The following is a 23,704-nucleotide window of genomic DNA, read 5'->3' on the forward strand; positions in this document are numbered from 1 at the left end:
TCTTCTTAAAGAATCAAACAACCCCATCTGCTTGATAAGCGGATGGGGTTGTTTTGTAATTGTTCTTATTCGAGTGTTATTTGATCTACGTAAACGGCCGTGGAGCCGCTCCCATTGGATGCGCCGGTAAACTCGATACCGATTTCCCTAACATCCGTTAAATGGGTGACGGAGGATAGTGGAAGGGATAAGGTGGTGACCGAACTGCTGTTAATTGAAATCGTTCCTCCATCTACCCAGGTATAGGTGCTACCGGTTTTAACGTATAGCTTACCCGTCATGCCAGAACCGATCGTACCCCAGGAAGCGTGGGACACACGGGCTTTTAAGGTAGTATACCCTCCGCTTAAATTATGGGTTGCCGCTCTGTTCAATGTATATTTTTTGCTGGAGGCCGACAAATTAACATCTGCTTTTAAGGAATAGCTTCCGCTCGTTTTCCAGTCCGTTACCGACCAAGGTCCACCTGTAAGATTAGTACCTGTCCATGATTCGGCGGTTCCTTCAAAATTGTAAAGCACTTTTGGCGTTACTGTAGATCCCGAACCCGATTCTGTCAGGGAGCTGAGGTTGATTTCTCCTCGGTTGACAACCCATGCATCATTCATCAGATTGCTGCCATTCACATTGCGATGCGGAGACCAATCGTCATTCCATGCATAAAAATAGACCGCCTTTGGGAACTTGTTCTTGATCGCACTCATCCATTTCGTATAGTCGAAAGTTCCAAGGGTATCTGGTCCTATTTCAGCTAAAGCAAACGGTTTGCCTAACGCAGTCAGCTCATCGTAACCTGTTACATTGACTTCCGGATTATCGTCGTAAGCGTCCAAACCGACAATATCTACATAGTTGCTGCCAGGATAATAGGAGGTGCGGTTACCTCTGCTGAAATCGGGAGCATAAACCCAGATCAGATTGTTGAGACCTTTGGTGTTCTTAAAGTAATTATACATATCGATCCAGACATTCTTGAAGGTGGTGGCGTCTTGATTTCCCCACCAGAACCAGTCGCCGTTCATCTCATGAAGAGGCCTCCACAAAACGATCACACCGGCGTTTTGTAAATCAGCTAATCCTGCGGCGACTTTATCCAAATAGGTTCTCCAGCGCTTCCCGGTATCCGTCGTAGGATTCAACAGATCGCTGAAATTGGTCAGTTTTGTATTTAATCCTCCACCATTTGCAGCTCCCGGTGTTGGAAAATGAGTATTCAGTGTGATTAAACCTCCATTACTCCAGTATGTCTTCAGCGTGGAATTGCAGGAATAATCGATTAATGTGGTGGGATCGCTTGCCGTCGCCCACCCGGATCCGTAATCACAGCCGAATATAGCAGGATACTGACCAGTCGCGCTTTTTAGCTCTTCTAGCTGGGTGGTGGAAAAGCCGCTATTGCTGTACCCGCCAAAATAACCGGAAGCAATTTTGTCTGTTGTTCGGTTTGGCAAATGTGCCAACCAGTTGTAAACTTCCTTGGTTTTCGGGTTTGCTGAACTGTTGGAGGTGCTTACAGTGTGTGCGGAAACTATACTGCTAGAGAGAAGTGCGAAACACATTGAAAGCAGTAGAACATAAGTAATACGTTGCTTCATTATATCACTCCTATAACTCGAAATAGGTAATGTGCGGCCGCAAGCATTACTCGATTAGGATCATAACATAAAAATGAAAGCGGTTTAAAGGTGTTGAATTGTCATTTTGCAGGATGTGCAGCTAAATTTTGAAATAACATTTGAGGACTATTTTTAACAACAGAACCCCTATCTCCACGGTTGTATTATTGGTAAAATAGTAGGCTATCTTTTATGCTCAGAAAAATGAAATCACAAACAAATAGAACAATTGAAGACTATAAATCACAACATAGACTCCTGTTTTAGACATAGACGCAGGTCTATAATATGAAATGTAAGCGGAACCAAAAACATGTGAGAGGGGTAGTAAAGAGATGAAAAAAATCTTAACTGTAGCGTTTGCCACGACTATGTCCTTATCTTTTCTAGCTGCGTGCGGAAACGAAGGGGGAAGCGGCACAGCTTCCGAAACCAAGAAGCCAGTGACAACAGAAACGGCAAAATCGACCACTAACCCGAAGGATAACATTAAAGGGAAAGTGACATTCTTAACAAACAGGACGGATATGATTGATAAGGAGTATAAAGACTACGCGAAACGCTTTAAAGAGAAGTATCCGAACGCCGACATTGAATTCGAAGCAATACGGGATTATGACAAAAATGTTAAAGTACGAATCTCTACTGGTGATTACCCGGACATCGTGCTGATTCCAACGATCCCGAACGCTGATTTGCCGAAATATTTTGCGCCTTTGGATGATATGGGTTTGAACGATAAAATCTACTTCAAAGACTTCAAAGCCACCGGCGGCAAGTTGTTCGGTATTGCTCAAGGCACCAATACTTCCGGTATCGTATACAACAAGAAAGCTTTTGCGGACGCGGGCATTACGGCCATACCGAAAACGCTGGATGAGTTCTATGCTGCCAGTGAAAAGCTGAAAGCGAAGGGCATTGTACCGCTAGCCTCCAATTTTAAGGATAAATGGCCTCTCGGTTCCTGGGTGTGGGATTTGCCGACATTGATCGCGGGTAATGCAGCACTTGGCAACGATCGAGTTAAAAGCGATACGCCATACACCTTGGACGGTCCGTACGGCAAGTCCATGGGCATCTTGAAAACCATGCATCAGAAGGGCTATCTGGAACCTGATATTAACTCCACCAATTGGGAACAGTCCAAAAAAGATGTTGCATCCGGTAAATTTGCGATGTATTACCTAGGGAACTGGGTGATTAATCAAATCATTGAAAACGGTGCTAAATCAGAAGATATCGGCTTCTTCCCGATGCCTTTTGATAATTCGGGCAAGCAGATGGCTCCATTGTCTCCAGACTGGTTCTACGGCATCAATAAGAACAGTAAAAACCTAGAAACTGCAAAGGCGTTTTTGAACTGGCTTATTGTAGACTCTGGCTATGATAATTTTTCAGGATTCATTCCAGTCCTTAAAGACAAGCAGCCGGAGTTGAAACAGTTGGCTGAATTCAAGAGTTATAACCCGACATTCCTCGAAGGTGTAGCGGACAGTGATCAAGCAACAGCAACTCAGAACAAAGCGCAAATCGAGCCGCAGGCCATCGTTCAGGATTTTGTTCTTGGCGACAGCAAAGCCATCTTTGATAAATATAACAAGCAGTGGGCAGACGCCAAAAAATCGCTGGGTTATTAATTCTAAGAAGAAAGTTTAGAGAAAAATAATAGGCTGAAAAAAGCAAAATGGATTATCTCAGACTTTATGGTAATCCATTTTGCTTTCTAAATGAAGCCGTTCGGAGGAAGGAAGGGAAGCTTTATATGTTCAGTACTTTATCGTACAAAACCCAGAAGTGGATCATCATCTTAGGCTTCTTGTGTGTCCCGATGACTCTGCTGTATACGTTTACGTTTTATCCGGCCGTCAAACTGTTCTACCTGAGCTTTACAAACTGGGATGGAATCAGTCCTGAAAAAAAACTTATCGGTTGGGATAACTATGTAGAAGTTTTTAAAAATCCTAAGATTTTCGGTGTTTTTCTGAATCAATTCCCCTATTTTCTAGTTGGGGTCATTCAAAACATCGCAGCGCTATTCTTCGCTGTGATCTTAAACAGCAAATTGAAAGGGCGCAATTTCTTCCGAGTTGTGATGTTTCTTCCATTTATTATGAATGGGGTTGCCGTAGCCTTTATGTTTCAATTTGTATTCGATACTACAAACGGATCCCTGAACGCCCTTCTTGACGTATTGGGTCTCGGAATGCTGAAAACAAGCTGGTTGGGAAACACGGACATTGTAAACTATTCTCTAGCGTCTGTGGGCTTCTGGAGATTTATGGGATATAACATGGTCATTTATATCGGCGCTCTTCAAGCGATTCCGGGAGACATTTACGAAGCTGCTAAAATTGATGGCGCAAGCGGTTTTGAGCAATTCTGGTATCTGACGCTGCCTAATTTGACCAAAATCATCGAGTTGAATATGTTTTTGACCATTAGCGGCGCGTTGTCCGTATTTGATTTGCCTTTCGTCTTGACTGGGGGAGGACCGGCTGGTGCATCCACCACCTTTGTCTTCAAAACGGTTGAAACAGCATTCCAATTTAATAACTATGGTTTGGCATCTGCAATGAGTGTCATCTTGCTGTTTATAACAGTGCTGGTGCTCGGTGTACAAAGCAAGGTTATTAATCGAAAGGGGGATTAAGGTATGCAAAAACAGCCATTTCTAAGAGGAATTCAATACCTTATCCTATTAGTTGCGACCTTCGTGGTTGTATTTCCGCCCTATGTTGTCTTGGTTAATGCATTTAAAGATAAATCGGAATTCGGTACTGGGGGCCCCTTTGCTTTACCGAAAAGCTTTGCGAATTTCGAAAATTTCCGGATCGTATTTGAACGGGCGCATATGGGCGAAGCATTTCTTAACACGTTTGTAATCACAGCAGTGTCCCTGATAGGAAATGTTATTCTCGGAACTATGGTAGCATATGCAATTGGGCGATTTGATTTCAGAGGCAAGAAAATCATTATTATATCTTTTCTTGTTGCCACCATTATTCCTACCATTACGACACAGGTTGCCGTATTTTCTATTATCCATAGTCTCCATTTATTTAACACGCTTTCGGCACCTATCATCCTTTATATCGGAGCAGATGTTGTGCAAATCTATATTTATCTCCAATTTATCAAAAACATTCCCTATGAGCTGGATGAAAGCGCCATGATCGACGGTGCATCCTTGTTTCGAATCTATTGGAATATCATTTTTCCGCTGCTTACCCCGGCTACAGCAACCCTGGTTATTTTAAAGACGATTAGTATTTATAATGATTTGTATATTCCTTACTTGTATATGCCGAAAGCCAAATTGGGGGTCGTTTCGACTTCCATCATGCGTTTTGCCGGTATCAATCAGGCAGAATGGAATTATATCTGTGCGGCCATCCTTATCATCATGATTCCGACTGTTCTTATCTATTTGTTCCTGCAAAAATATATTTTCTCAGGAGTTACAAGCGGAGCTGTTAAGTCTTAACTTCTTTTTCTATTAACTTACGGGTTAACATATATGGTAAAATGTGATTGGAACGGTGATTTAACAAGGAGTGAACCTTTTTGAAAATCATGATCGTCGATGACGAAGAAATAATCCGGTTAGGGATCGCCAAAATCTTAAATAAGTCCGAACTATCCGTGCAAATAGTAGGACTATTTGCAAACGGCCATGAAGCCTATATGGAAATGAATCGCCTTCAATCTAGCGAACTCGATATACTGATAACGGATATTAAGATGCCTAAAATGGATGGTTTAAGGCTAATAGAGAAAGCTAAAGAGCGCTTTCCCGAATTGTACGTTATCGTTATAAGCGGTTTCAATGAATTTGAATATGCCCGTCAAGCAATGAAGTTTGGAGTTACGGATTATTTATTAAAACCGCTCGACAAATATGATCTGTTCCAAGCACTAACCCAAATAAGCCGGAGTTTGGACGGCGACGGAAGTGAAGATGACCTCACGAGAGAAGAAGGAGAGTCAAAACACTACGTTGTAGAGAAAATTAAACAGATCTTGGATAAGGAATTCGACAAGACCTTTGATTTGGACAAGATAGCAGAGAGGGTGGAATTGAGCCCAAGTTATGTAAGTAAATTATTCCGCCAGGAAACAAGTCTGACGATAACGGATTATCTAATTTCGGTCAGATTGGACAAAGCGAAGCAATTTTTGATCGATTATCCCCAACTAAAAAATTACGAAATATCATCCATGCTGGGTTATTCCGACCCTGTATACTTCAATAAATTATTTAAGAAAATGGTTGGCCTTACGCCAAAAGAGTATAAGGAGAAGCACACGTAAACAAGTAGTTGAACAACGAATCCGGGCATTCTAAAGCCCGGTTTTTGTATTTCCTCCATTGACTATTAATGGGATTTGTAAGCGTTAGTCAATTCGACTATAATCGGTTCAATTGGAGAGTAACCCGGAAGGAGAAGTAGAAAAATGCAGATAAATAGGATCCGTCCAGTCAGTATTTTGGTGATTGCGGCTTTGGTGATATCCGGATGTACAGGAACTCATTCAAATGATATCTCGTTTTCAGATAAAACGGCTAACAATAACCCGCAAATGAGCGGTACCATTACGATTGTTACGAATCGGACAGATATGATTGATAAACAGTACAAGGAATACGCAACACGTTTTCACGAGAAATATCCGACGATTTCTGTTCAATTCGAGGCGCTGCGCGATTATGATAAAAATATTAAAATTCGTTTGGCCTCGGGGGAAACGCCGGATGTTTTATTGATCCCTTCCATCCCGAATTCGGATTTGGCAAAATTTTTTGTTCCTTTAGGGGATATAGATCTACGAGGTGAACTGCATTTCCAGGATTTCAAGACTTACCAGGGAGAGACCTATGGCATTCCATCCGGGGTTGCGGTTAGTGGTGTTGTTTATAATAAAAGAGCATTTGAAAGAGCCGGAATCCTTGAAGTTCCCAAGACGTTAGAGGCATTTTACGAAACATGCGATAAATTAAAGAGAAGTGGTGTCGTAGCGTTTGCATCCAACTTTAAGGATCGTTGGCCTCTTCAGGTTTGGTCCAACGATGTTCCTATTATCTTAGCAGGCGACGCTGAGACCAAGAACGACTTGGCCGCATCCGGCGCTCCTTTCCAATCGAATAATCCCTATGTTTCCTCGATGTCCATCATCAAAACCTTGTATGATCGAGGATATTTGGAGCCGAATCTGAATGACACCAACTGGGAGGGGTCGAAAAAGGAATTGGCAGTGGGCAAAATCGGAATGATGTTGACAGGGAATTGGGCAATTAAACAAATTATCGAAAATGGTGCGAAATCGGAGGATATTGGTTTTTTCCCTTTTCCTGCAGATAATTCGGGCAAGTTCAGAGTGACGCAATATCCGGATCGTTATTATACAGTGGGCAAAAACAGCAAGCACGCAGCGGCGGCTAAAGTCTTTATTAAATGGATGGTTGAAGAATCCGGATATGAGAATTATTCCGGATTTATTCCTGCATTAAAGGAGAGAAAACCGGAATTACCGCAGCTATTAGAAATGGATTCCTATCATCCGGAATATGTGAATGTTGTGAAGGATTCGGATCGATTGAGCCAAATTCTGAATAAGGCTCAATTAGAAATGCCCGCCCTTGTGCAGGAATATATACTTGGCAACCCTACCGAGGTGTTAAATAAGTACAATCAGCAATGGACGCAAGCCCGCCATTCCTTGAATATCAGCCCATAGGCAGTAAGGGGGAATCCTATTTGGCATACTTGAAAAACATTTGTTTGAAGGTCTGGCTGTCATTTGCAAATAGCAGCATGAAAAAAAAGTTGATCATTATATTTGTTTTCCTGATTACTTTACCCCTCATGCTAACGAGCTACATTTCATTCCAATATTACTCGAAGTCCATGCAAGAAAATACGCAGACTTATGTTCTTGGGACGACTTCCGAGCTGCTCGATAAGCTGGATGATTATATTTTGGATATCAAACGAATCTCAGCGCTCCCCTTATTCATGACGGATATGCAGGTGAAACTGACAGAACCAGGACAAAGTATTGATAAGATGCGTAGTGTGGAGCATAACATTTTAAGTATTAACAATATTAAGCAGGATACGACTTCCGTTTATATCATTGATAATTATGATGAGCTGTATTATAACCTCAAGACAGATGGGGTGCGTCAAGATATCCGCGATAAAATTCCATACTGGAGAAAATTGGCGAAGGAAGCTGACGGGCTGCCTGTTCTGCTATCTACGCAAGAGGTTGCCTATTCTTCGGGCAATAAAGATTATGTTTTTTCTGTAGTCAGGGAAATCAGGGATGCTGCCTCCATTGTCCCCATCGGCATGATTGTGTTTGACACTTCTGTGAGTGTTGTGGCCAAAACGATACAAGAATTGGACAGCATTACGAAAGGAAAGTCGATGATTCTGGATCAGCAGAATCATGTCGTGTATGACAGCGACAGGACGTTCATCACACAGAGTGCTGAAATTTGGGACTTCTTTTCCAAGGTCGTAGGTGAACACGGAAGTTTTGCCGTAACTTTGGACGGTATCGAGTATATTTGTACGTATACAACTTCTTCGAAATCAGACTGGAAGATGCTTGCCTTTATTCCGGTCAAAGAAGTCACGGCTAAGGCAACATTAACCCGGAATGTAACGATACTCGTCACCATTGGCATAACCGGCTTTGCTCTTATCGTCTCTATTATTATTACTTATTTCTTAACTAACCCGCTTAGCAAAATATCTAAGATCATGAAGCAAGTGCAAAGCGGCAATATGAAGGTGCGGCTTCATGTCAGATATGCAGATGAAGTGGGGCTGTTAGGCAAACATTTTAATCAAATGTTGGAACGGATAGACGGGCTTATCGGAGAAGTTGCGGACGGCCGGCTTCGGAAGAAGGAAGCTGAAATGCGCGCCCTTCAGAGCCAGATTAACCCGCATTTCATTTATAACACGTTAGAAACGATCAGAATGATGGCGGAGCTGAACGATGACGACCATGTATCAGCTATGACGTATAATCTTGGCCAGATGCTTCGTTATAGCCTCACGAAAGGCGTTGAAGTCGGTACGGTTGCATCCGAGTTGGAACATTTGGAACATTATCTGTTTCTTCAAAACATGCGGTTTAACGATAAATTTACTTTAAAGCTGGATGTTCCGGATCACATTAAGCGGCTTCCTATGCTAAAGCTTATCCTGCAGCCTGTTGTGGAAAACTCCATTTACCATGGTCTTGAGAAGCGTGACGGTCCCGGTGAAATCAGTATCTCTGCCTATAATCTTGGTATTGATACGTATTTTGTTTTAAGTGATGATGGCGTTGGGATGAGCAAGGAAACCGTCTATAAGATGAATGACCGATTTGACAAACTTATTTATGATAAGGATTCTAAAGGAGGAATTGGGCTTCAAAATGTTAATGAGCGAATAAAGCTCCATTATGGTCCAGAATACGGTCTTCAATTGGAGAGCAGGTTGGGGCAAGGTACGAGGGTGATTATGAAAATCCTAAGATGATCAAGGTTTGAAGTGAAAAAGAAGACTGACTTGGTAATTTCAAGGTCAGTCTTCTTTTTCATAATTATTTCTTAGCCAGATTTTTGTTGATCAACTTAATCCGCTGCTGCACGGATGCATAAGAACGAAGCGGGTCCTCTGGCGTGTTCATAACAAAGTCAAGCAGCTTATCTATGGTTGTTGTGGCTACATGGCAGCGTGTGTCAGAGGATGCGTAATAGAGATACACATCCCCGTTGTCGCGGGCAATGACACCGTTAATGAACACAACATTAGAGACATCGCCAATCCGTTCTTCACCTTCCGGTGCAATCAGGTGACCGGCGGGAGAGTGGAGCAGCTTGGAAGGATCATGAAGATCGGTCAAGAAAGCATAAACGACATACCGTAGACCGGCTGCGGTATTCCTTACGCCATGGGCAATGTGGAGCCATCCTTTTTCCGTTTTAATCGGAGCGGGGCCTTGGCCGTTCTTGACTTCCTTTATGGTATGGTAGTAGCGCCGGTCGATAATGGTTTCTTCTTTCACAACAGCCGGGTTCATGCTTTCGGACAATCCCCAACCGATACCGCCGCCAGAACCTGCATCGATAAATCCGTCCTGTGGACGGGTATAGAAAGCATACTTGCCGTCCACAAATTCCGAGTGCAGCACCACGTTTCGTTGTTGAGCAGATCCGGTCTTGAGATCTGGGAGGCGCTCCCAAGTTTTCAAGTCCTTCGTCCGGGCGATACCAGCTTGTGCTACGGCGCTGGACAGGTCTCCGCGAGCTGCCTCAGGATCTTTACGCTCAGTACAGAATACACCGTAGATCCATCCGTCTTCGTGTTTGGTAAGACGCATATCGTAGACGTTAACGTCCGGATCGTCTGTTTCGGGCATAACTATAGGGTGGTCCCAGAAGCGGAAGTTGTCGACCCCGTTGTCACTCTCAGCGATAGCGAAGAAGGATTTGCGATCATTGCCTTCCACGCGCGCGACTAGATAAAATTTCCCATTCAACTCGATGGATCCTGGATTAAATGCCGCATTAACGCCGATTCTCTCCATAAAATAGGGATTTGTCTCAGCATTGAAATCATAACGCCAGATCAGCGGAGCATGCGCAGCGGTCAACACCGGATTCGTATACCGCTCATAGATGCCATTTTCTGAAAACAACGGCTCATTTTTACGGTTGATAAGAGATTCGTAGCGTTCTTGGATGATTTGCTTGCGTTGTTCGAATAATGTGCTCATTGTCTCACTACCTTTCAAAATAGAGAATAAATTAGTATGCATGCAATCGTTCGATGATCTCGAAGCAAGCCCTGCTGTTATGGTAGGGGCATTTCCATTCATTAACCTTCGATTCGGCGAGAGAGGGTTTGCCGCTTTTATCCGTCTTCCAGAACCATTCACCGTTATGCTTATCGATGATATGCTCGCGGATAAACAACCAGCAATTAGTTGCCGCCTTCCAATATCGTTCTTCACCGGTCAACTGCCAGGCATTGATGAAGCCCACGACAGCTTCGGCCTGGCCCCACCAATGTTTATCGGTATCTAATACACGGTTAGCATCACCTTCCCACATGATAGCCCCATCCGAATCCACGCCTTCCTCCAAAACGGCTTCGGCCATCCGCAGCGCGGCTTGCTTGGAACGTTCGATGAGAGCGGGATCTCCCAGTGCTTCGGCAGCTTCCATGAGAAGCCAACTTCCTTCAATGTCGTGTCCATACGATATTAGACTCGATTTAGGGGTCCAATCCTCGTCGAAAAAGAGTCGGAAATGTCCTTTGTCCATGTCGATAACACGTTCGATTGTGTCTATGATCAGTCTGCGGAATTGCTGAACCAGCTTAAGGCTCTTGCTAACCTTGTAATAGTTGGTATATGCCTCGAGGATATGAAGGAGTGTATTCATCGACTTCTTATCGTTCTGGTCATGTTCACCAAGACGAAGGTCACCTTCCTCGGACCAATCGCGGGCATATGCCTCCATATATCCGCCATGGATAGGGTCAAAGCTTTTCTCAATAATTTCAAAGAGTTCCTCGGCTAAGCTCAACAGATCATTGCGTCCGGTTGCAAGGATATATTCGGACAAGGCGTAAAGGTAAAAGGCTTGTCCATAAATCTGCTTCTTAGTTTGAAGAGGATTTCCTGTATTGTCTACCATCCAGAAGTATCCGGGGAATTCAGAATCGCGAAAATACTTTTCAAGGTAATCGAGTGCACGGTCAGCCATGTTTAAATAGGCTAGTTTTGGCTCATGCCGGTAAGCTCGTGCGAAAGTCCAAAGGATACGAGCATTCAGCACCAAACCTTTGGGAGCGTCAAGATGGACTGTCATATCGCTGTCAATACGACCAAAGAAACCTCCGTGCTGACGGTCAATCACATTATTTATCCAAAATTGTAAAATGTGATCCAATTCATTGGACATTTCCTGTTTTAATCTAGCAGGATTCAAAGGGGTCACCTCATTTTGTTAGCTAACAAATTGAATTGTAAACTAACAAAAATAGATAGTCAACGAAAATTTTGCTAACAATATAACTTGTAAACCTAATTTTAATCAGATAGTATTAGCTTTAATAGTAGGAATTTAAAAGGGGCCATCATGAAGAAGAAAGTAAGTATGCAGCAAATTGCCGATGCCGTTGGACTTTCGAAATATGCCGTATCCAAGGCATTAGCCGGCAAAGAAGGCGTGAGTGCAAAAACCAGAGAAAAGATATTTGAAGCGGCAACTCAATTTGGCTATTTTAAACAGCAAAAAGCAGCATCAGAAATAAGTGAAAAACCTAAGAATAAAACAGGGGAATGGACGTCAGAGGATTACGGTTCGGAGAAGCGGACTGTAGCTATTTTGATGCCTAGTGTTAGGCTTCAAACAATGGACTCAGCCTTCTGGAGTGTAATCGTCCACGGAATTAGCCTGGCATTGTCCCGATATGGGTTAGGTATGCTGATCATCACCGAGCAAACAGCCGAGCATTTCGAAATGGTGCTGAAACCTGATCGTCTATTGGGAGTAATCGGTGTCGGTGAAGTTTCCACGAACATGCTGCTGGAGATTCAAAGACTTGATCTGCCGTTTGTGCTAACGGATCATGAGGATTCACTTGTGCCTTCGGATTCTGTATTTGCTTCGAATATCGACAGTATGGCGCTAATTACCGGTCACCTCTTGGCATTGGGGCATCGCTCGTTTTGGTTTCTGGGGGATACCCAGTTTTCAAGGAGTTTCATGGATAGGTGGATTGGGTTCCGAAAGGCTCTAGAGGAACATGCTATTATTGTTGACCCTGTTCGGGACAAACTGCTTTTATCCGGTACGGATAGGGAAGCCATCCACCATACATTGCAGGATAAACTGGATTCCCTTGCTGCGAAGGGCGCGGCTTTGCCAACTGCTTGGGTATGTGCCAATGATGAAATAGCATTATCGGCACTTTCGCTTCTGAAGAAACGTGGAATAAGTGTACCTTCGGAGATTTGCCTAACAGGTTTTGACAATATCGACGAAAGCCAACGCGCTGAGGTCCCGTTGACAACCGTGCATGTCAAAAAAGAACAGCTAGGCGAACGTTCCGTTGCCGCACTTCTTGATCGGATTCGTCATCCTCAAAGTCCGTTCGAAAAAATCAACATAGCCTGCGATTTAGTCGTAAGGGCATCCTCTGGTAGCAGAGCCACGTAACACTATGTAAAAAGGAATTTTTATAAAAAGCAGCTCGTCCTTGATCCAAGGCGTGCTGCTTTTCCTTTTATATCCACTGAAACGCTTCGACATACTTTGGCATATATCCGATCTTTAAATCCACGGCCAGGGCTTGCGTTTGAGCAGAAGGCACCCCATTATATCAAACCTGACGCAGTGATTCGGAAAGAACATGGGGACTTTGTGTTAATGATGATGGATGCTTATCTTCCTAAAGTGGTTGTTAATGAAGAATACAGCAATACAGCTCCTATTTATCTAAGGATATGACCGGCGATGTATCTCTTTATTTGCGGAATCAGATACAAGATGCCAGCAGTTGCTGTGGGGCTTAGGACAAAGGAAATCAACACTGCGGCGTGTCATCGAATTGATTATGAAGGAGCAAATAGCTTTTTTCGATCAGGGCATTTCAAGTCTCAAGTCAATGAATTTTAAAGAGATTGCTGTGCAAGTTGGGCTTCATGAATCAACGGTGAGCCGTGCTGTTCAAAATAAATATATTCAAACGCCACAAGGAATCTATGCATTAAAATATATTTTTCCTTCCGGTGTGTCCACTTCGAATGGTGAAGACACGTCTGCCGAGAGAATTAGATCCAAAATCAAAAAATATATTGATCAAAAGGTGAAGGCGCAGCCTTTATCTGACCAACAACTGACGGACTTGCTCAATAAGGGAGGTGTTCAAATTTCGCGGCGTACGGTTATGAAGTATCGGGAGGAGATGAAAATACTTTCGTCGAGGATTCGCTCCTAGCAAATGAAATGTCTATATGAAATTAAAAGAGATGATTTGGATGGATTCTTGGCGCTGCGATTACTTTTGAAGTCAGAATCGCTGTTGAAGCCATTTTTCCGGAAAATTTCTTGAGGAATTTTACGTTGCTTCGTGTTCACAATGTCAAAAAATTCGACAATACAGGAGAAGATTTGGAAGATTTGATCTCCATCGGGACGATCGGATTGATCAAAGCAATCGAGTCATTTTCGCCGAACAAAGGGACCAAGCTCGCGACGTTCGCCGCTCGCTGTATTGAGAACGAGATCCTTATGCATCTGCGTTCATTGAAGAAAACGCGCAAAGATGTGTCCTTGCATGATCCCATCGGACGCGGACAAAGAGGGGAATGAGATTACGTTGATCGACATCCTTGGCACGGAGGCCGACGATGTCGTAGATAAGGTTCAGCTCAAGATAGAGAAGAGTAAAATCTATCGTAATCTGGAGATATTGGACGATCGCGAGAAGGAAGTCGTCGTTGGCCGGTTTGGTCTGGAACTTGGCGGGGAAGAGCGGACGCAGCGGGAGATTGCGAAAGAGCTGGGTATCAGCCGCTCGTATGTGTCGCGGATTGAGAAGCGGGCGCTGATGAAGCTTTATCATGAGTTCTATAAGGCGAAACGGTAACGGTTATAAATCAGTTACTTCATTTATTTGGACGATGTGCAAGTAATGGAGGTGAAGGTTATGACGTTAATCCATATCGAGAATGCCAGTAAATACTATATGATGGGCGAGGAAACGATTAAAGCATTAGATGATGTCTCGTTAGATATTGATCATGGAGAGTTCGTGGCCATCATGGGACCGTCAGGTTCCGGCAAATCCACACTAATGAACATCATCGGGTGTTTGGATATTGTTGATAAAGGTATTTATGACTTAGATGGTGAAGCGATAAACGTGCTTAAGGATTCTCAGCTTGCTGAGATTCGTAATCAGAAGATTGGATTTGTTTTTCAGAGTTTTAACCTGCTGCCGAGATTAAATGCTTTTGAGAATGTGGAGTTGCCTTTGATTTATCGGGGACTGAGCAAAAAGGAAAGAGAGCCACTCGTTTTAGATGCCCTTGAATCGGTGGACTTGCTGGAACGCAAGAAGCATTTTCCATTGGAGTTATCTGGTGGACAGCAGCAGCGTGTTGCTATTGCGCGAACATTGGCAGGAGATCCGTCGATCATTTTGGCAGATGAACCTACGGGGGCGCTGGACTCCCAGACAGGCACAGAGATTTTGGATATTTTCAAAAGATTGAATGAGCAGGGAAGGACGATTGTCTTGATTACGCATGATCAGGCCATTGCTCAGAAGGCGAAGCGGATTGTGTATTTTCGGGATGGGCGGTTGAGTGAGGTTGGATAAGTTGAATAAGGACCGGGACTCCGTTAGGAGTGCCGGTTTATTTTTGTTTTATTAAACTATGCGATTACTATATTCGAACGTAAAGGAACAACATAGGTGATTATTTTAAATGTCATGCGCATTTTCTCCAAAAAAATATGCACATCGACCTAAAGAATAACGCATTCATGGAATTCAATGTCGATGATATAGTTGAATTACACGAGGGAAACCATCAAACAGACAAAAAAGTCATCCCCAACAGCATAGGAGGTTATCAAAATGGAGAGTAGTGTTTCACTTCAATCTAGCGTAAAGCGAAAAAATAAAATAGGTTTTCTCCAAGAAATGAAAAAAAATTATTTGTTGTATCTAATGGCTTTACCCGGAATGTTAGTTATTTTTGTATTTTCCTATTTGCCAATGGGCGGGATCGTGATTGCTTTCCAAAACTTCAATCCGATTAAAGGGATTACTGGAAGTGAGTTTGTAGGGTTGCGTAATTTCCGATTTTTCATCGAATCCAATGATACGTTAAAGGTTATCTTTAATACGCTGTTTCTAAACTCACTGTTTATCCTTTGCGGAACAATTGCATCGGTGGCGATAGCAGTTATGTTCTCCGAAATATCGGGGAAATGGTTCAAACGTATCAGCCAAACCTTGGTTACATTGCCGAACTTTTTGTCCTGGACGGTCATTGCTATGTTTTCTGTCTCGTTGTTTTCTGCAGATACGGGCATGATCAACAAATTCCTTGGCGTGTTCGGAATCAGCCCCTTATCGTTATACAGTGAACCTGGCTATTGGCCACTGATTCTGGTTCTTTTAAAGATATGGCAAGGAGCTGGTTTTGGCTCCATTATTTATCTAGCTACAATAACCGGAATCAATCCAGAAGTGTATGAATCCGCATCCATTGACGGTGCAACCCGGTGGGATAAAATTCGGTTTATTACACTTCCGCTTCTGAAGCCGACTATAATTCTGATGGTTCTCTTGGCTATAGGCGGAATTTTTTACGGAGATTTCGGCATGATTTATGCATTGGTTGGACGTAATGTGGCCTTGTATCCGACAACCGACGTCATTGATACGTATGTATTCCGTGCACTTATGGACTTGGGCGATATGAGTATGGCTGCTGCTGTTGGTTTCTTTCAGTCTCTGGTGGGATTCATTCTCGTCGTTACAGTTAACCAGCTAGCCAAGAAACTCAGTCCCGAATCCGCTCTTTTCTAACATTAGATTTATACAAAGTAAAGCAGGTGTAGAATATGATCATTAAAGAAAGTCTATCGGACCGTTTGCTTAAGTATCTCATTTATTTCATCGTAACCTTGTTTTCGTTATACTGTCTGTTCCCTTTTGTATCTGTAATCAGCAGCTCATTCTCCACAGAAACCAGAATTATTCAGGAGGGCTATTCCATATGGCCAAAGGATTTTACGTTGGAAGCATACAAGCTTATTTTCAAAGATGACACGATATACCGTGCTTATGGGGTTACGATTTTCGTCACGGTTGTTGGCACGGTATTGGCCATGTTGGTTACATGTGCGTTAGCCTATCCGTTATCTCTTCGCCATCTAAAGTATCGGAATATGATGAATTTCTTTGTATATTTTACCATGCTGTTTCACGGAGGCTTGGTTGCTAATTATCTCTTAATCAGTAAGTATCTGGGCTGGCAGGATTCGATCTGGGTGCTTATCATTCCTGCTCTGGTAAGTCCCTGGAATATGTTCCTGATGCGGAATTTCTTTAAATCCATCGATGAATCCTTGGCAGAGTCAGCTAAAATCGACGGCGCGAACGATATCTACATTTTATTCCGGATCATCCTGCCGATTTCAATGCCGGCTATCGCCACCGTGGGGCTGTTCTACTCACTGGCCTTCTGGAATAAATGGTTCGAAGCTATGTTGTATATCTCGAAGGAGAATCTCTGGCCGCTGCAATATCTGATCATGCGCATCATGAGCAATACCCAATTTGCACAAGAGTTGTCTTCGATGGTGAGCTTGCCTAATTATGTGCCGCCTACGCTGACTATCCGTTTGGCTACAACCGTTGTGACAATCGGTCCGATTATTTTCTTGTATCCTTTTCTTCAAAAGTACTTTGTAAAAGGGCTAATGGTGGGGTCTGTCAAAGGTTGAAGACGTCTAAACTCGTCCACCTGACGATTTAGTATATATGAGCAAACAAAAAAAGGGAGGAAACAAAAGTGAAAGGGAAATTAAAGGTAATTACCACGTTGGCCGTATCTGTATCGCTCGTCAGTGCAATGGCTGCATGCTCCAAATCGGATAAAAATGATACAGGCTCCAGCGCTTCCCCTAGCGCAGCGACCACGTCTTCAGCTGTCAAGGCGCTAGATCCAGTCACACTTAAAGTGATGCTCTTTGGCGATAAGCCCGCAGATATGGATAAGGTGTTGGCTGAATACGAAAAGCGGACAAAGAACTCATTGAATACCAAGCTGGAGTTTGAGTTCAATCCTGCAAACGACCATAAGACGAAATCAAAGTTGAAATTGGCAGCTGGTGAGTCGGTCGATCTGATGTTCGATGCTCCGTGGATGAACTTAACTCAGAATATATCCCAGGGCTTCTATCAGGAATTGGACAAGTACTTCAACAATGACCAGTATCCAGGTCTCAAAAAAGCATTTTCGAATGAATTCTTGGAAGCTAGTAAGGTGAATGGCCATATCTATGCCTTACCGATCACCAACATGTTCTATGATACAGAAGTGATATACATTCGTAAGGATCTCCGTGAGAAATATGGGCTGCAACCCATTAAATCATATGATGATCTGAAGAAGTATTTGGACAAAGTGAAGGAAAACGAGCCATCAATGATACCTCTTGCTTTGAAAGGCGACCGTGGATTCTTCAAGATGTTCGGACCTGAAGAGCAAATGACTCAGGTACGAAGTGAGCCTTACGCAATCTCGGGAACAGGAACCACATTCAACGTCATTCTGTCACAGGATGGCAAGAAGGTGGTTGGTGCAACAACATTGGGCGATCCTGCTGAAGAATTCGCCAAATATCCGGCTCCTTTTAACAAATCAGATTACTTCTATGGCAGTAACGACAAAAAAGTCGAGTGGAACACTTATGTTCAGAAGGATGTACTGAACGAGAAGGATCCAGGTGCTCTGTTCCAAAGCGGTAAAACAGCTGCTAATGAAGGAACAATCAACGATTTCGCCGGCAAAAGTCAAAAGACGAAAGCTGCGATTCCGAATGCAGAAGTTGAATTCTTCGTGTACAACTCGAAGATGATGAATAGGGAAAAAGGTGCAATTGGAACTGAATACAAGGCATGGAATAATCTAGTTATCCCAACAACCTCCAAAAATGCGGATCGGACGATGAAATTCCTGGATTGGCTCTTCAGCAGTCAGGACAATCACGATCTGTTCGAGCTTGGTATCGAAGGCACACATTGGACTAAATCCGGCGATGGCTATTACAAAACAACACCGAATACACCAAACTATACCTTCCAGGGTTACGAGTTGTCATGGAATCCAACCTTATCCCGTGTAAATGCGGATAATAGCGAAGATGCTATTAAACTGATTTCTTACCAAAAACTTCAAGACACCTATTACAAGCTTCCGTTGGCCGGATTTACATTCAACACCGAGCCGGTAAAGTCGGAAATTGCCAAGATTCAACCGAAGAGTATGACACTTGATCCTATTCTGAAGAGCGGTTTGGATAAGAACTGGCGTCAAGCCGCTGAGAAGTTGAACAAAGAATTGCGTGACATGGGCTTGGAGAAAGTTCGCGCAGAGGTTATTAAGCAAGCACAGGATTTTCTTGATAAGACTGTAAAATAATATTCTTCTCATACTATAGAACACCCGACCCTATGTGGTCCGGGTGTTCTAGTTCTATGTATATTGAACTGGTGTAAGAGATACTTTTTCTAAGTCGGTATTTCGGGTAAGATATAGATGAAATCAAGCGTAACTGGGGAGAGAGCATGATGAAGCTTCGATTCAATTTCTGGCACAGCTTGTTCTTTAAGTTTTCATTGGCCTTTCTTTTTGTAGGGATGATTCCAATCTTTGTTCTCAGTATTCTTTCCCTCTACCAGTTTACTGGACAAATTGAACGGCATACCGTTAACAATATCAAGCAGATGTTGGTGTATATGAGCAATAATTCGTCTGACATCTTCAACAGCTACGACGACATCTCCAAAATGATGTACACGAAACCGGATCCGACTTCAATTTTTATGAATGAACAGTCATTAATGTTTCCGAACGGTGTTAACTCGTCTGCTATGGACGATTTTGTGAAGAACATATTATTCAGCGACCGTTTTATCCAAAATGTTATGTTTGTTAAGGCTTCTGACCGTTCAGTTTATCAGCAATCCCGTGGAAATAAGCGGATGGACCCACTGGTGTCATTTCCCCCGATAGAGTGGGATTATCAAATCCGGACAAATCCCAAAAAACTGTCCATCTTCCCTTATCACATGGAAACTTATTACGGTTCGCAAGATCTGGTCATGACGTTTGCACGCAGCTGGATAGATACGACAAATGGCGTTCGAAACCCAATAAATTTGTACGGTACATTATATCTGGATATTGATGTGGGTGTATTTGATGGCTTGCTTCAACAAGCGAAGCTTGGAAGCCGGGATGAAATATATATTGTCAACGGAAATGACAGCATCTTATATTCCAACAGACGGGATAGAATAGGGGGCAGATTCGATGAAACTTCTATTAAATCCCGTGGGGATATGATGATCTTTTCGGAACCCATTCCGGTTATTCAAGGAAAAGTCGTTGGGTTAATTGCTAAGGAAGGGATATATTCGCCAATCAACAGAACGAAGAAGAGTGTCTGGTTGGCAGCGATTCTAAGTTTTGTCGCTTTATTCATTATGGGAATCTTATTTTCCAGAATGTTTACAAAACCAATTCTTCACCTTATGCGCCATATGATCAAAATCGAATCCGGCAATTTAGATAATGTCGTCCACATCAAGAGAAAAGATGAAATGGGACGGCTGGCAAACGGATTTAACAGGATGGTGGAACGGTTAAAGGAATTTATTAATGAGGCATATATTAACGAAATCAAACGGAAGCAGGCTGAATTGAATGCGTTGAAAAGTCAAATCCGGCCGCATTATCTGTATAATACATTGGAAGTAATTAGAATGAGTGCTATTGCGAATGGGGACCGGAAGGTCGGCGATATGATCCATTCGTTATCGGATCAACTTCAATATGTGATCGATTATGGAGATGAATTCGTTAAGCTGGAGCATGAGTTGGAGCACCTTCGCCATTATTTTCATCTGATCGAGGTTCGTTTTGATAACCAGATTTCGCTTCAAGTCGAGCTTCGAAACCAGGTTTTACTGGAAGCGATGGTGCTAAAGTTGATACTGCAGCCGTTGGTTGAAAATGCGGTTCACCATGGTATTCGTCCAAAAGGTGGTAAAGGAACGGTTCTGATTGTAATAGAGAAGGTTGATGAAGGTGTTATGGGGATTACCGTGTACGACGATGGATTAGGGATGGACCAAGAGAAAATGAAATCCTTGCAGGATCACCTAGCCAATGTCGCAGGAACTAGCGTTCGAGGTATAGGCATCAAAAATGTGCATGAACGGATCAAAGCAGCATATGGCGAACGATATGGCCTGGATATCGAGAGCAGACCCCATATCGGAACTTCTGTCCGGATATTGCTTCCCTTACAATTGGAGGTGGATTATGAGCAAAATTAGGATGATACTGGCAGATGATGAACCGGTTATTTTGAGAGGCTTGAGAATGATCATTGACTGGGATGAACTGGGTATAGAAATTGTGGGTGCAGCCTGTGACGGGAATGAGTTGCTGGCATTACTGGAATCCTGTGAGCCCGATTTAATTGTAAGCGATATCTGCATGCCAGGTTTATCCGGAATCGACGTGTTAAGACATATTGAAGCGTCAGAACGCACAACCAAGGTTGTCTTTATCAGCGCCTACAAAGAATTCTCATATGCTCAGGATGCATTGAAATACGGAGCGCTAGATTATCTTGTTAAGCCCGTTAATACGGCACAGCTGGAACAGGTCATCCAAAAAGCAGTCTCTTTGATCAGGGATTCGTCGGAAGAGGAACGGACACGTGAAAAACTGGAACATCTGGAGAGGAACATCCGTGACAAAACGATTGAGGAGCTGCTTGACAGATTGATGGACGGAGATGAGAAAGCAGGACAAACCTTGAGCGAAACTGTAAACTTAAGGGCTAGGAAGAATGCAACCGTTTGTGTGGGGGAATGGAAAAAACTCCTGGAGGATGAAGGGCGTTGGCAGGAACAGGAGCGGAAATTGATTGATTTCGCCATTACGAATGTGATGAGGGAGATTATGCAGAACAACTCGGATTGCTTCTTTTTCCGTAAGGGGCATGCCTTTTGTTTCTTAATCCTAAATGATCATTCCGACATGCCGCTTCAAGCAGCCAAAGAAGTTCGCGACAAGGTTAAAAGCTACCTTAAGCTCAATATGACTATTGGGGTAGGAGGGGCGGTTAGTCATATCCAGCAAGCCGTTACTTCCTACAAACAAGCGCTGGAAGCGTTGGAATGGGCTTATTTTCATGGACCCGGAAACGTGATTCCGTATCAGACGGCACCGATGGATTCGGTCGTGCAGCTCAGCGTATCGGAAATGCAGTTGAATTTTATTCATGAAATCGTTACAGCTTCGTCGGGCGACGTTCTTTATAATGCTTTGTCAGAATTATTGAAGGCTATCCAACAAGAAGCATTCGGTAATAAGCATACCGCTGTTTCCACGGTGTATACCATGCTTATGATGATCCGCCAGGAATTGAGAAACATGGATATTGCCATAGAAGGCCTTAATGATCAATTTCAAGTCCTGTTGGAGCGCATTAACGGTTTTGGTAACTTCACGGAGGTGGAGGAATATACTCATAAGCTTATTGCGGAGATTCATCTACTTGTAAAGGTCAAATTAGGCAACAAAGAACAGATGCAAATTACTCAGGTGAAGGAGTATATTGATGAGCATTATGCGGAGAATATTACTTTGGAGAAGATAGCTGCCCTTATCTATATGAATCCATCTTACTTCAGCACATTCTTCAAGAAACATACGGATGAAAACTTCAAGCATTATTTAACGGAGGTACGAATGAAGCATGCACGGCGGTTACTTCTTCATTCTAACCTAATGGTGTACGAGGTTGCAGAAAAGGTTGGTTACAATAGCGCCCGTCTATTCAGTGAGATGTTCAGAAAGTGGTTCGGACAACTCCCGCAGGATTATAAACATTTGAAAGGAACTCAAACGGATGAACTGCATACGTGAGAAATTCATTTGCATAATCCTGTTCCTTACTTTGGGACTTACGGCATGTGGAAGTCAGGATGAGAAGGAGAGTGCATTCGTTGGTGATATGAATCCAGCACCGGTAACTATTTCTATTACTTATGCAATGGGGGATAACGCACATCAGAAAGGGATTCAAACCGTCATCAATGACTTCAAAAAGTCGCATCTGAATGTCCAAATCAAAGTTCTTGATAACAGAAATCAAGCCAAAGGTTATGCCGACAGCTTGGCGATGCTGGATGCCATGGACGAGTTCCCGGATTTGATAGAGATGCGAGACACACAAATATTTGCCGATGCCGGATTGTTGGCTGAGCTTCCTGAGGACATCATGTACCTCTTTGACAAGATCCCTCAAGTAAACGGGAAGGTATATACAGCCCCGCTAAATACGGAGATGCCCCAAGGGATCATTTACAATAAGAAGCTTTTTCAACAGTTGGGCTTGGGTGAGCCTTCCACCTATCAGGAGTTCCTTGAGATTTGTGAAACAATCAAAAGTTTCGGTGTTTCCCCCTTGGTCGTTGGCGGTAAAGATTTGTGGCATATGGGATTTTGGATCAATCACTTTATGATGGATTATGTTTACGCCAAAGATACGGAATGGAATCGCAAACGTTCAGTCGGTCAGACCAATTGGACGGACACCAGTCCTCTTACAGCCATTCAAGAACTTCAAGGATTATGGAAAAATGGCTATGTAGAGCCAAGCTACATGAATATTTCCGATAATCAAACGATTGGCTATCTGGTTTCTGGAAAAGCAGCTATGCTAATGTCGGGCCCTTGGATGTTCAAGCAGTTGGAACAAGCCAACCCCGACTTTGAAATAGGTTTCTTTCCTGTTCCTGATCGAAATGGCGACTTTCATATAATTGGACTCCCACAGCCTTCGGGGTGGTCCATTTCAAGTAATGCTGCAATGGATCCGGAAAAGGTGAAATATATCAAACAGTTCCTGCGCTTCTTCTACAGTGAGGAAGAGTACCCCAAATACTTGGAAGCGGCAAGCGCCTTTCCATCCACTAAGGAATCGGTAACCTACAGGACTTCGGAGTTGATGAAGAAGGTAGGGGATTTGCTACGGAATCCCCGAATGATCAAGCTTCGTTCCATGGACCAATATTGGGGAGCCGACCAGATTCCGCCAGGATTCCGGAATGAGTTCTACTCCATTGTGCAGAATAGTTTGTCCGGAAAAATTTCGGTGGATGAGGCGATGATTCAAGCGAATCAGGCATGGGAGAAGAAGAAACGTCAAAATTAATTTTTTAAAAAAAGGCAGTGGTTGTTCAGGG

The 23,704-nt window shown here is 43.2% G+C and carries 19 protein-coding genes and 1 pseudogene; 17 read left to right on the top strand and 3 right to left on the bottom strand.

Annotated features, from left to right (window positions below; genetic code table 11):
* Positions 1 to 65: 65 nt before the first annotated feature.
* Complete coding sequence (locus NYR53_RS10005) at positions 66 to 1,595, bottom strand: glycosyl hydrolase (protein WP_261305027.1); 1,530 nt, start codon at positions 1,593 to 1,595, stop codon at positions 66 to 68.
* Between the two features lie 356 nt (positions 1,596 to 1,951).
* On the opposite strand from NYR53_RS10005, the gene NYR53_RS10010 reads away from it, so the two are divergent.
* From NYR53_RS10010 to NYR53_RS10035, 6 genes are all read left to right on the top strand, one after another.
* Positions 1,952 to 3,253 carry an ABC transporter substrate-binding protein gene (locus NYR53_RS10010; protein ID WP_261305028.1) on the top strand — a complete coding sequence of 434 codons (1,302 nt, stop codon included), beginning with the start codon at positions 1,952 to 1,954 and terminating at the stop codon, positions 3,251 to 3,253.
* Between the two features lie 125 nt (positions 3,254 to 3,378).
* Complete coding sequence (locus NYR53_RS10015; protein ID WP_261305029.1) at positions 3,379 to 4,266, top strand: carbohydrate ABC transporter permease; 888 nt, start codon at positions 3,379 to 3,381, stop codon at positions 4,264 to 4,266.
* 3 nt (positions 4,267 to 4,269) lie between these two features.
* Positions 4,270 to 5,100 carry a carbohydrate ABC transporter permease gene (locus NYR53_RS10020; protein WP_261305030.1) on the top strand — a complete coding sequence of 277 codons (831 nt, stop codon included), beginning with the start codon at positions 4,270 to 4,272 and terminating at the stop codon, positions 5,098 to 5,100.
* Between the two features lie 89 nt (positions 5,101 to 5,189).
* Entirely contained in the window at positions 5,190 to 5,927 is a 738-nt protein-coding gene (locus tag NYR53_RS10025; protein ID WP_261306314.1) for a response regulator transcription factor, read from the top strand.
* Positions 5,928 to 6,071: 144 nt separating this feature from the next.
* A complete protein-coding gene (locus tag NYR53_RS10030; protein WP_261305031.1) occupies positions 6,072 to 7,352 on the top strand; it encodes an ABC transporter substrate-binding protein in 1,281 nt (426 codons plus the stop codon).
* A gap of 77 nt (positions 7,353 to 7,429) precedes the next feature.
* Positions 7,430 to 9,157 (top strand): sensor histidine kinase, encoded by a 1,728-nt coding sequence (locus NYR53_RS10035; RefSeq protein WP_261305032.1) that lies wholly within the window; start codon positions 7,430 to 7,432, stop codon positions 9,155 to 9,157.
* 64 nt (positions 9,158 to 9,221) lie between these two features.
* Here the strand turns inward: NYR53_RS10035 and NYR53_RS10040 are convergent, their stop codons facing one another.
* The gene (locus NYR53_RS10040) at positions 9,222 to 10,397 is read right to left on the bottom strand and encodes a glycoside hydrolase family 130 protein (RefSeq protein ID WP_261305033.1); all 1,176 of its coding nucleotides are present in this window, start codon (positions 10,395 to 10,397) and stop codon (positions 9,222 to 9,224) included.
* A gap of 31 nt (positions 10,398 to 10,428) precedes the next feature.
* A complete protein-coding gene (locus NYR53_RS10045; RefSeq protein ID WP_437180138.1) occupies positions 10,429 to 11,625 on the bottom strand; it encodes an AGE family epimerase/isomerase in 1,197 nt (398 codons plus the stop codon).
* A 141-nt stretch (positions 11,626 to 11,766) separates the two neighbouring features.
* Between NYR53_RS10045 and NYR53_RS10050 the strand changes: the two genes are divergently transcribed.
* From NYR53_RS10050 to NYR53_RS10095, 11 genes and pseudogenes are all read left to right on the top strand, one after another.
* Positions 11,767 to 12,849: a LacI family DNA-binding transcriptional regulator gene (locus NYR53_RS10050; protein ID WP_261305035.1), complete on the top strand. Its 1,083-nt coding sequence runs from the start codon at positions 11,767 to 11,769 to the stop codon at positions 12,847 to 12,849.
* Between the two features lie 69 nt (positions 12,850 to 12,918).
* Positions 12,919 to 13,140 carry an RNA polymerase factor sigma-54 gene (locus tag NYR53_RS34420; protein ID WP_367618664.1) on the top strand — a complete coding sequence of 74 codons (222 nt, stop codon included), beginning with the start codon at positions 12,919 to 12,921 and terminating at the stop codon, positions 13,138 to 13,140.
* A gap of 10 nt (positions 13,141 to 13,150) precedes the next feature.
* Complete coding sequence (locus NYR53_RS10055; RefSeq protein WP_261306315.1) at positions 13,151 to 13,630, top strand: RNA polymerase factor sigma-54; 480 nt, start codon at positions 13,151 to 13,153, stop codon at positions 13,628 to 13,630.
* 128 nt (positions 13,631 to 13,758) lie between these two features.
* Positions 13,759 to 14,281: pseudogene (gene sigK / locus NYR53_RS10060) on the top strand (RNA polymerase sporulation sigma factor SigK); the annotation flags it as partial.
* Positions 14,282 to 14,341: 60 nt separating this feature from the next.
* A complete protein-coding gene (locus NYR53_RS10065) occupies positions 14,342 to 15,016 on the top strand; it encodes an ABC transporter ATP-binding protein (RefSeq protein WP_261305036.1) in 675 nt (224 codons plus the stop codon).
* A gap of 261 nt (positions 15,017 to 15,277) precedes the next feature.
* Positions 15,278 to 16,237, top strand: coding sequence for an ABC transporter permease (locus NYR53_RS10070; protein ID WP_261305037.1), 960 nt, complete (start codon positions 15,278 to 15,280; stop codon positions 16,235 to 16,237).
* Positions 16,238 to 16,272: 35 nt separating this feature from the next.
* Entirely contained in the window at positions 16,273 to 17,157 is an 885-nt protein-coding gene (locus NYR53_RS10075; protein ID WP_261305038.1) for a carbohydrate ABC transporter permease, read from the top strand.
* Positions 17,158 to 17,225: 68 nt separating this feature from the next.
* Entirely contained in the window at positions 17,226 to 18,857 is a 1,632-nt protein-coding gene (locus NYR53_RS10080; RefSeq protein ID WP_261305039.1) for an extracellular solute-binding protein, read from the top strand.
* Positions 18,858 to 19,003: 146 nt separating this feature from the next.
* Complete coding sequence (locus tag NYR53_RS10085) at positions 19,004 to 20,779, top strand: sensor histidine kinase (RefSeq protein ID WP_261305040.1); 1,776 nt, start codon at positions 19,004 to 19,006, stop codon at positions 20,777 to 20,779.
* A complete protein-coding gene (locus NYR53_RS10090; protein WP_261305041.1) occupies positions 20,766 to 22,382 on the top strand; it encodes a response regulator in 1,617 nt (538 codons plus the stop codon). The genes NYR53_RS10085 and NYR53_RS10090 overlap by 14 nt, the downstream gene beginning before the upstream one ends.
* Positions 22,366 to 23,673, top strand: coding sequence for an ABC transporter substrate-binding protein (locus tag NYR53_RS10095; protein WP_261305042.1), 1,308 nt, complete (start codon positions 22,366 to 22,368; stop codon positions 23,671 to 23,673). The genes NYR53_RS10090 and NYR53_RS10095 overlap by 17 nt, the downstream gene beginning before the upstream one ends.
* Positions 23,674 to 23,704 lie beyond the last annotated feature (31 nt).

This window comes from Paenibacillus andongensis (assembly GCF_025369935.1).
Taxonomy (GTDB): domain Bacteria; phylum Bacillota; class Bacilli; order Paenibacillales; family NBRC-103111; genus Paenibacillus_E; species Paenibacillus_E andongensis.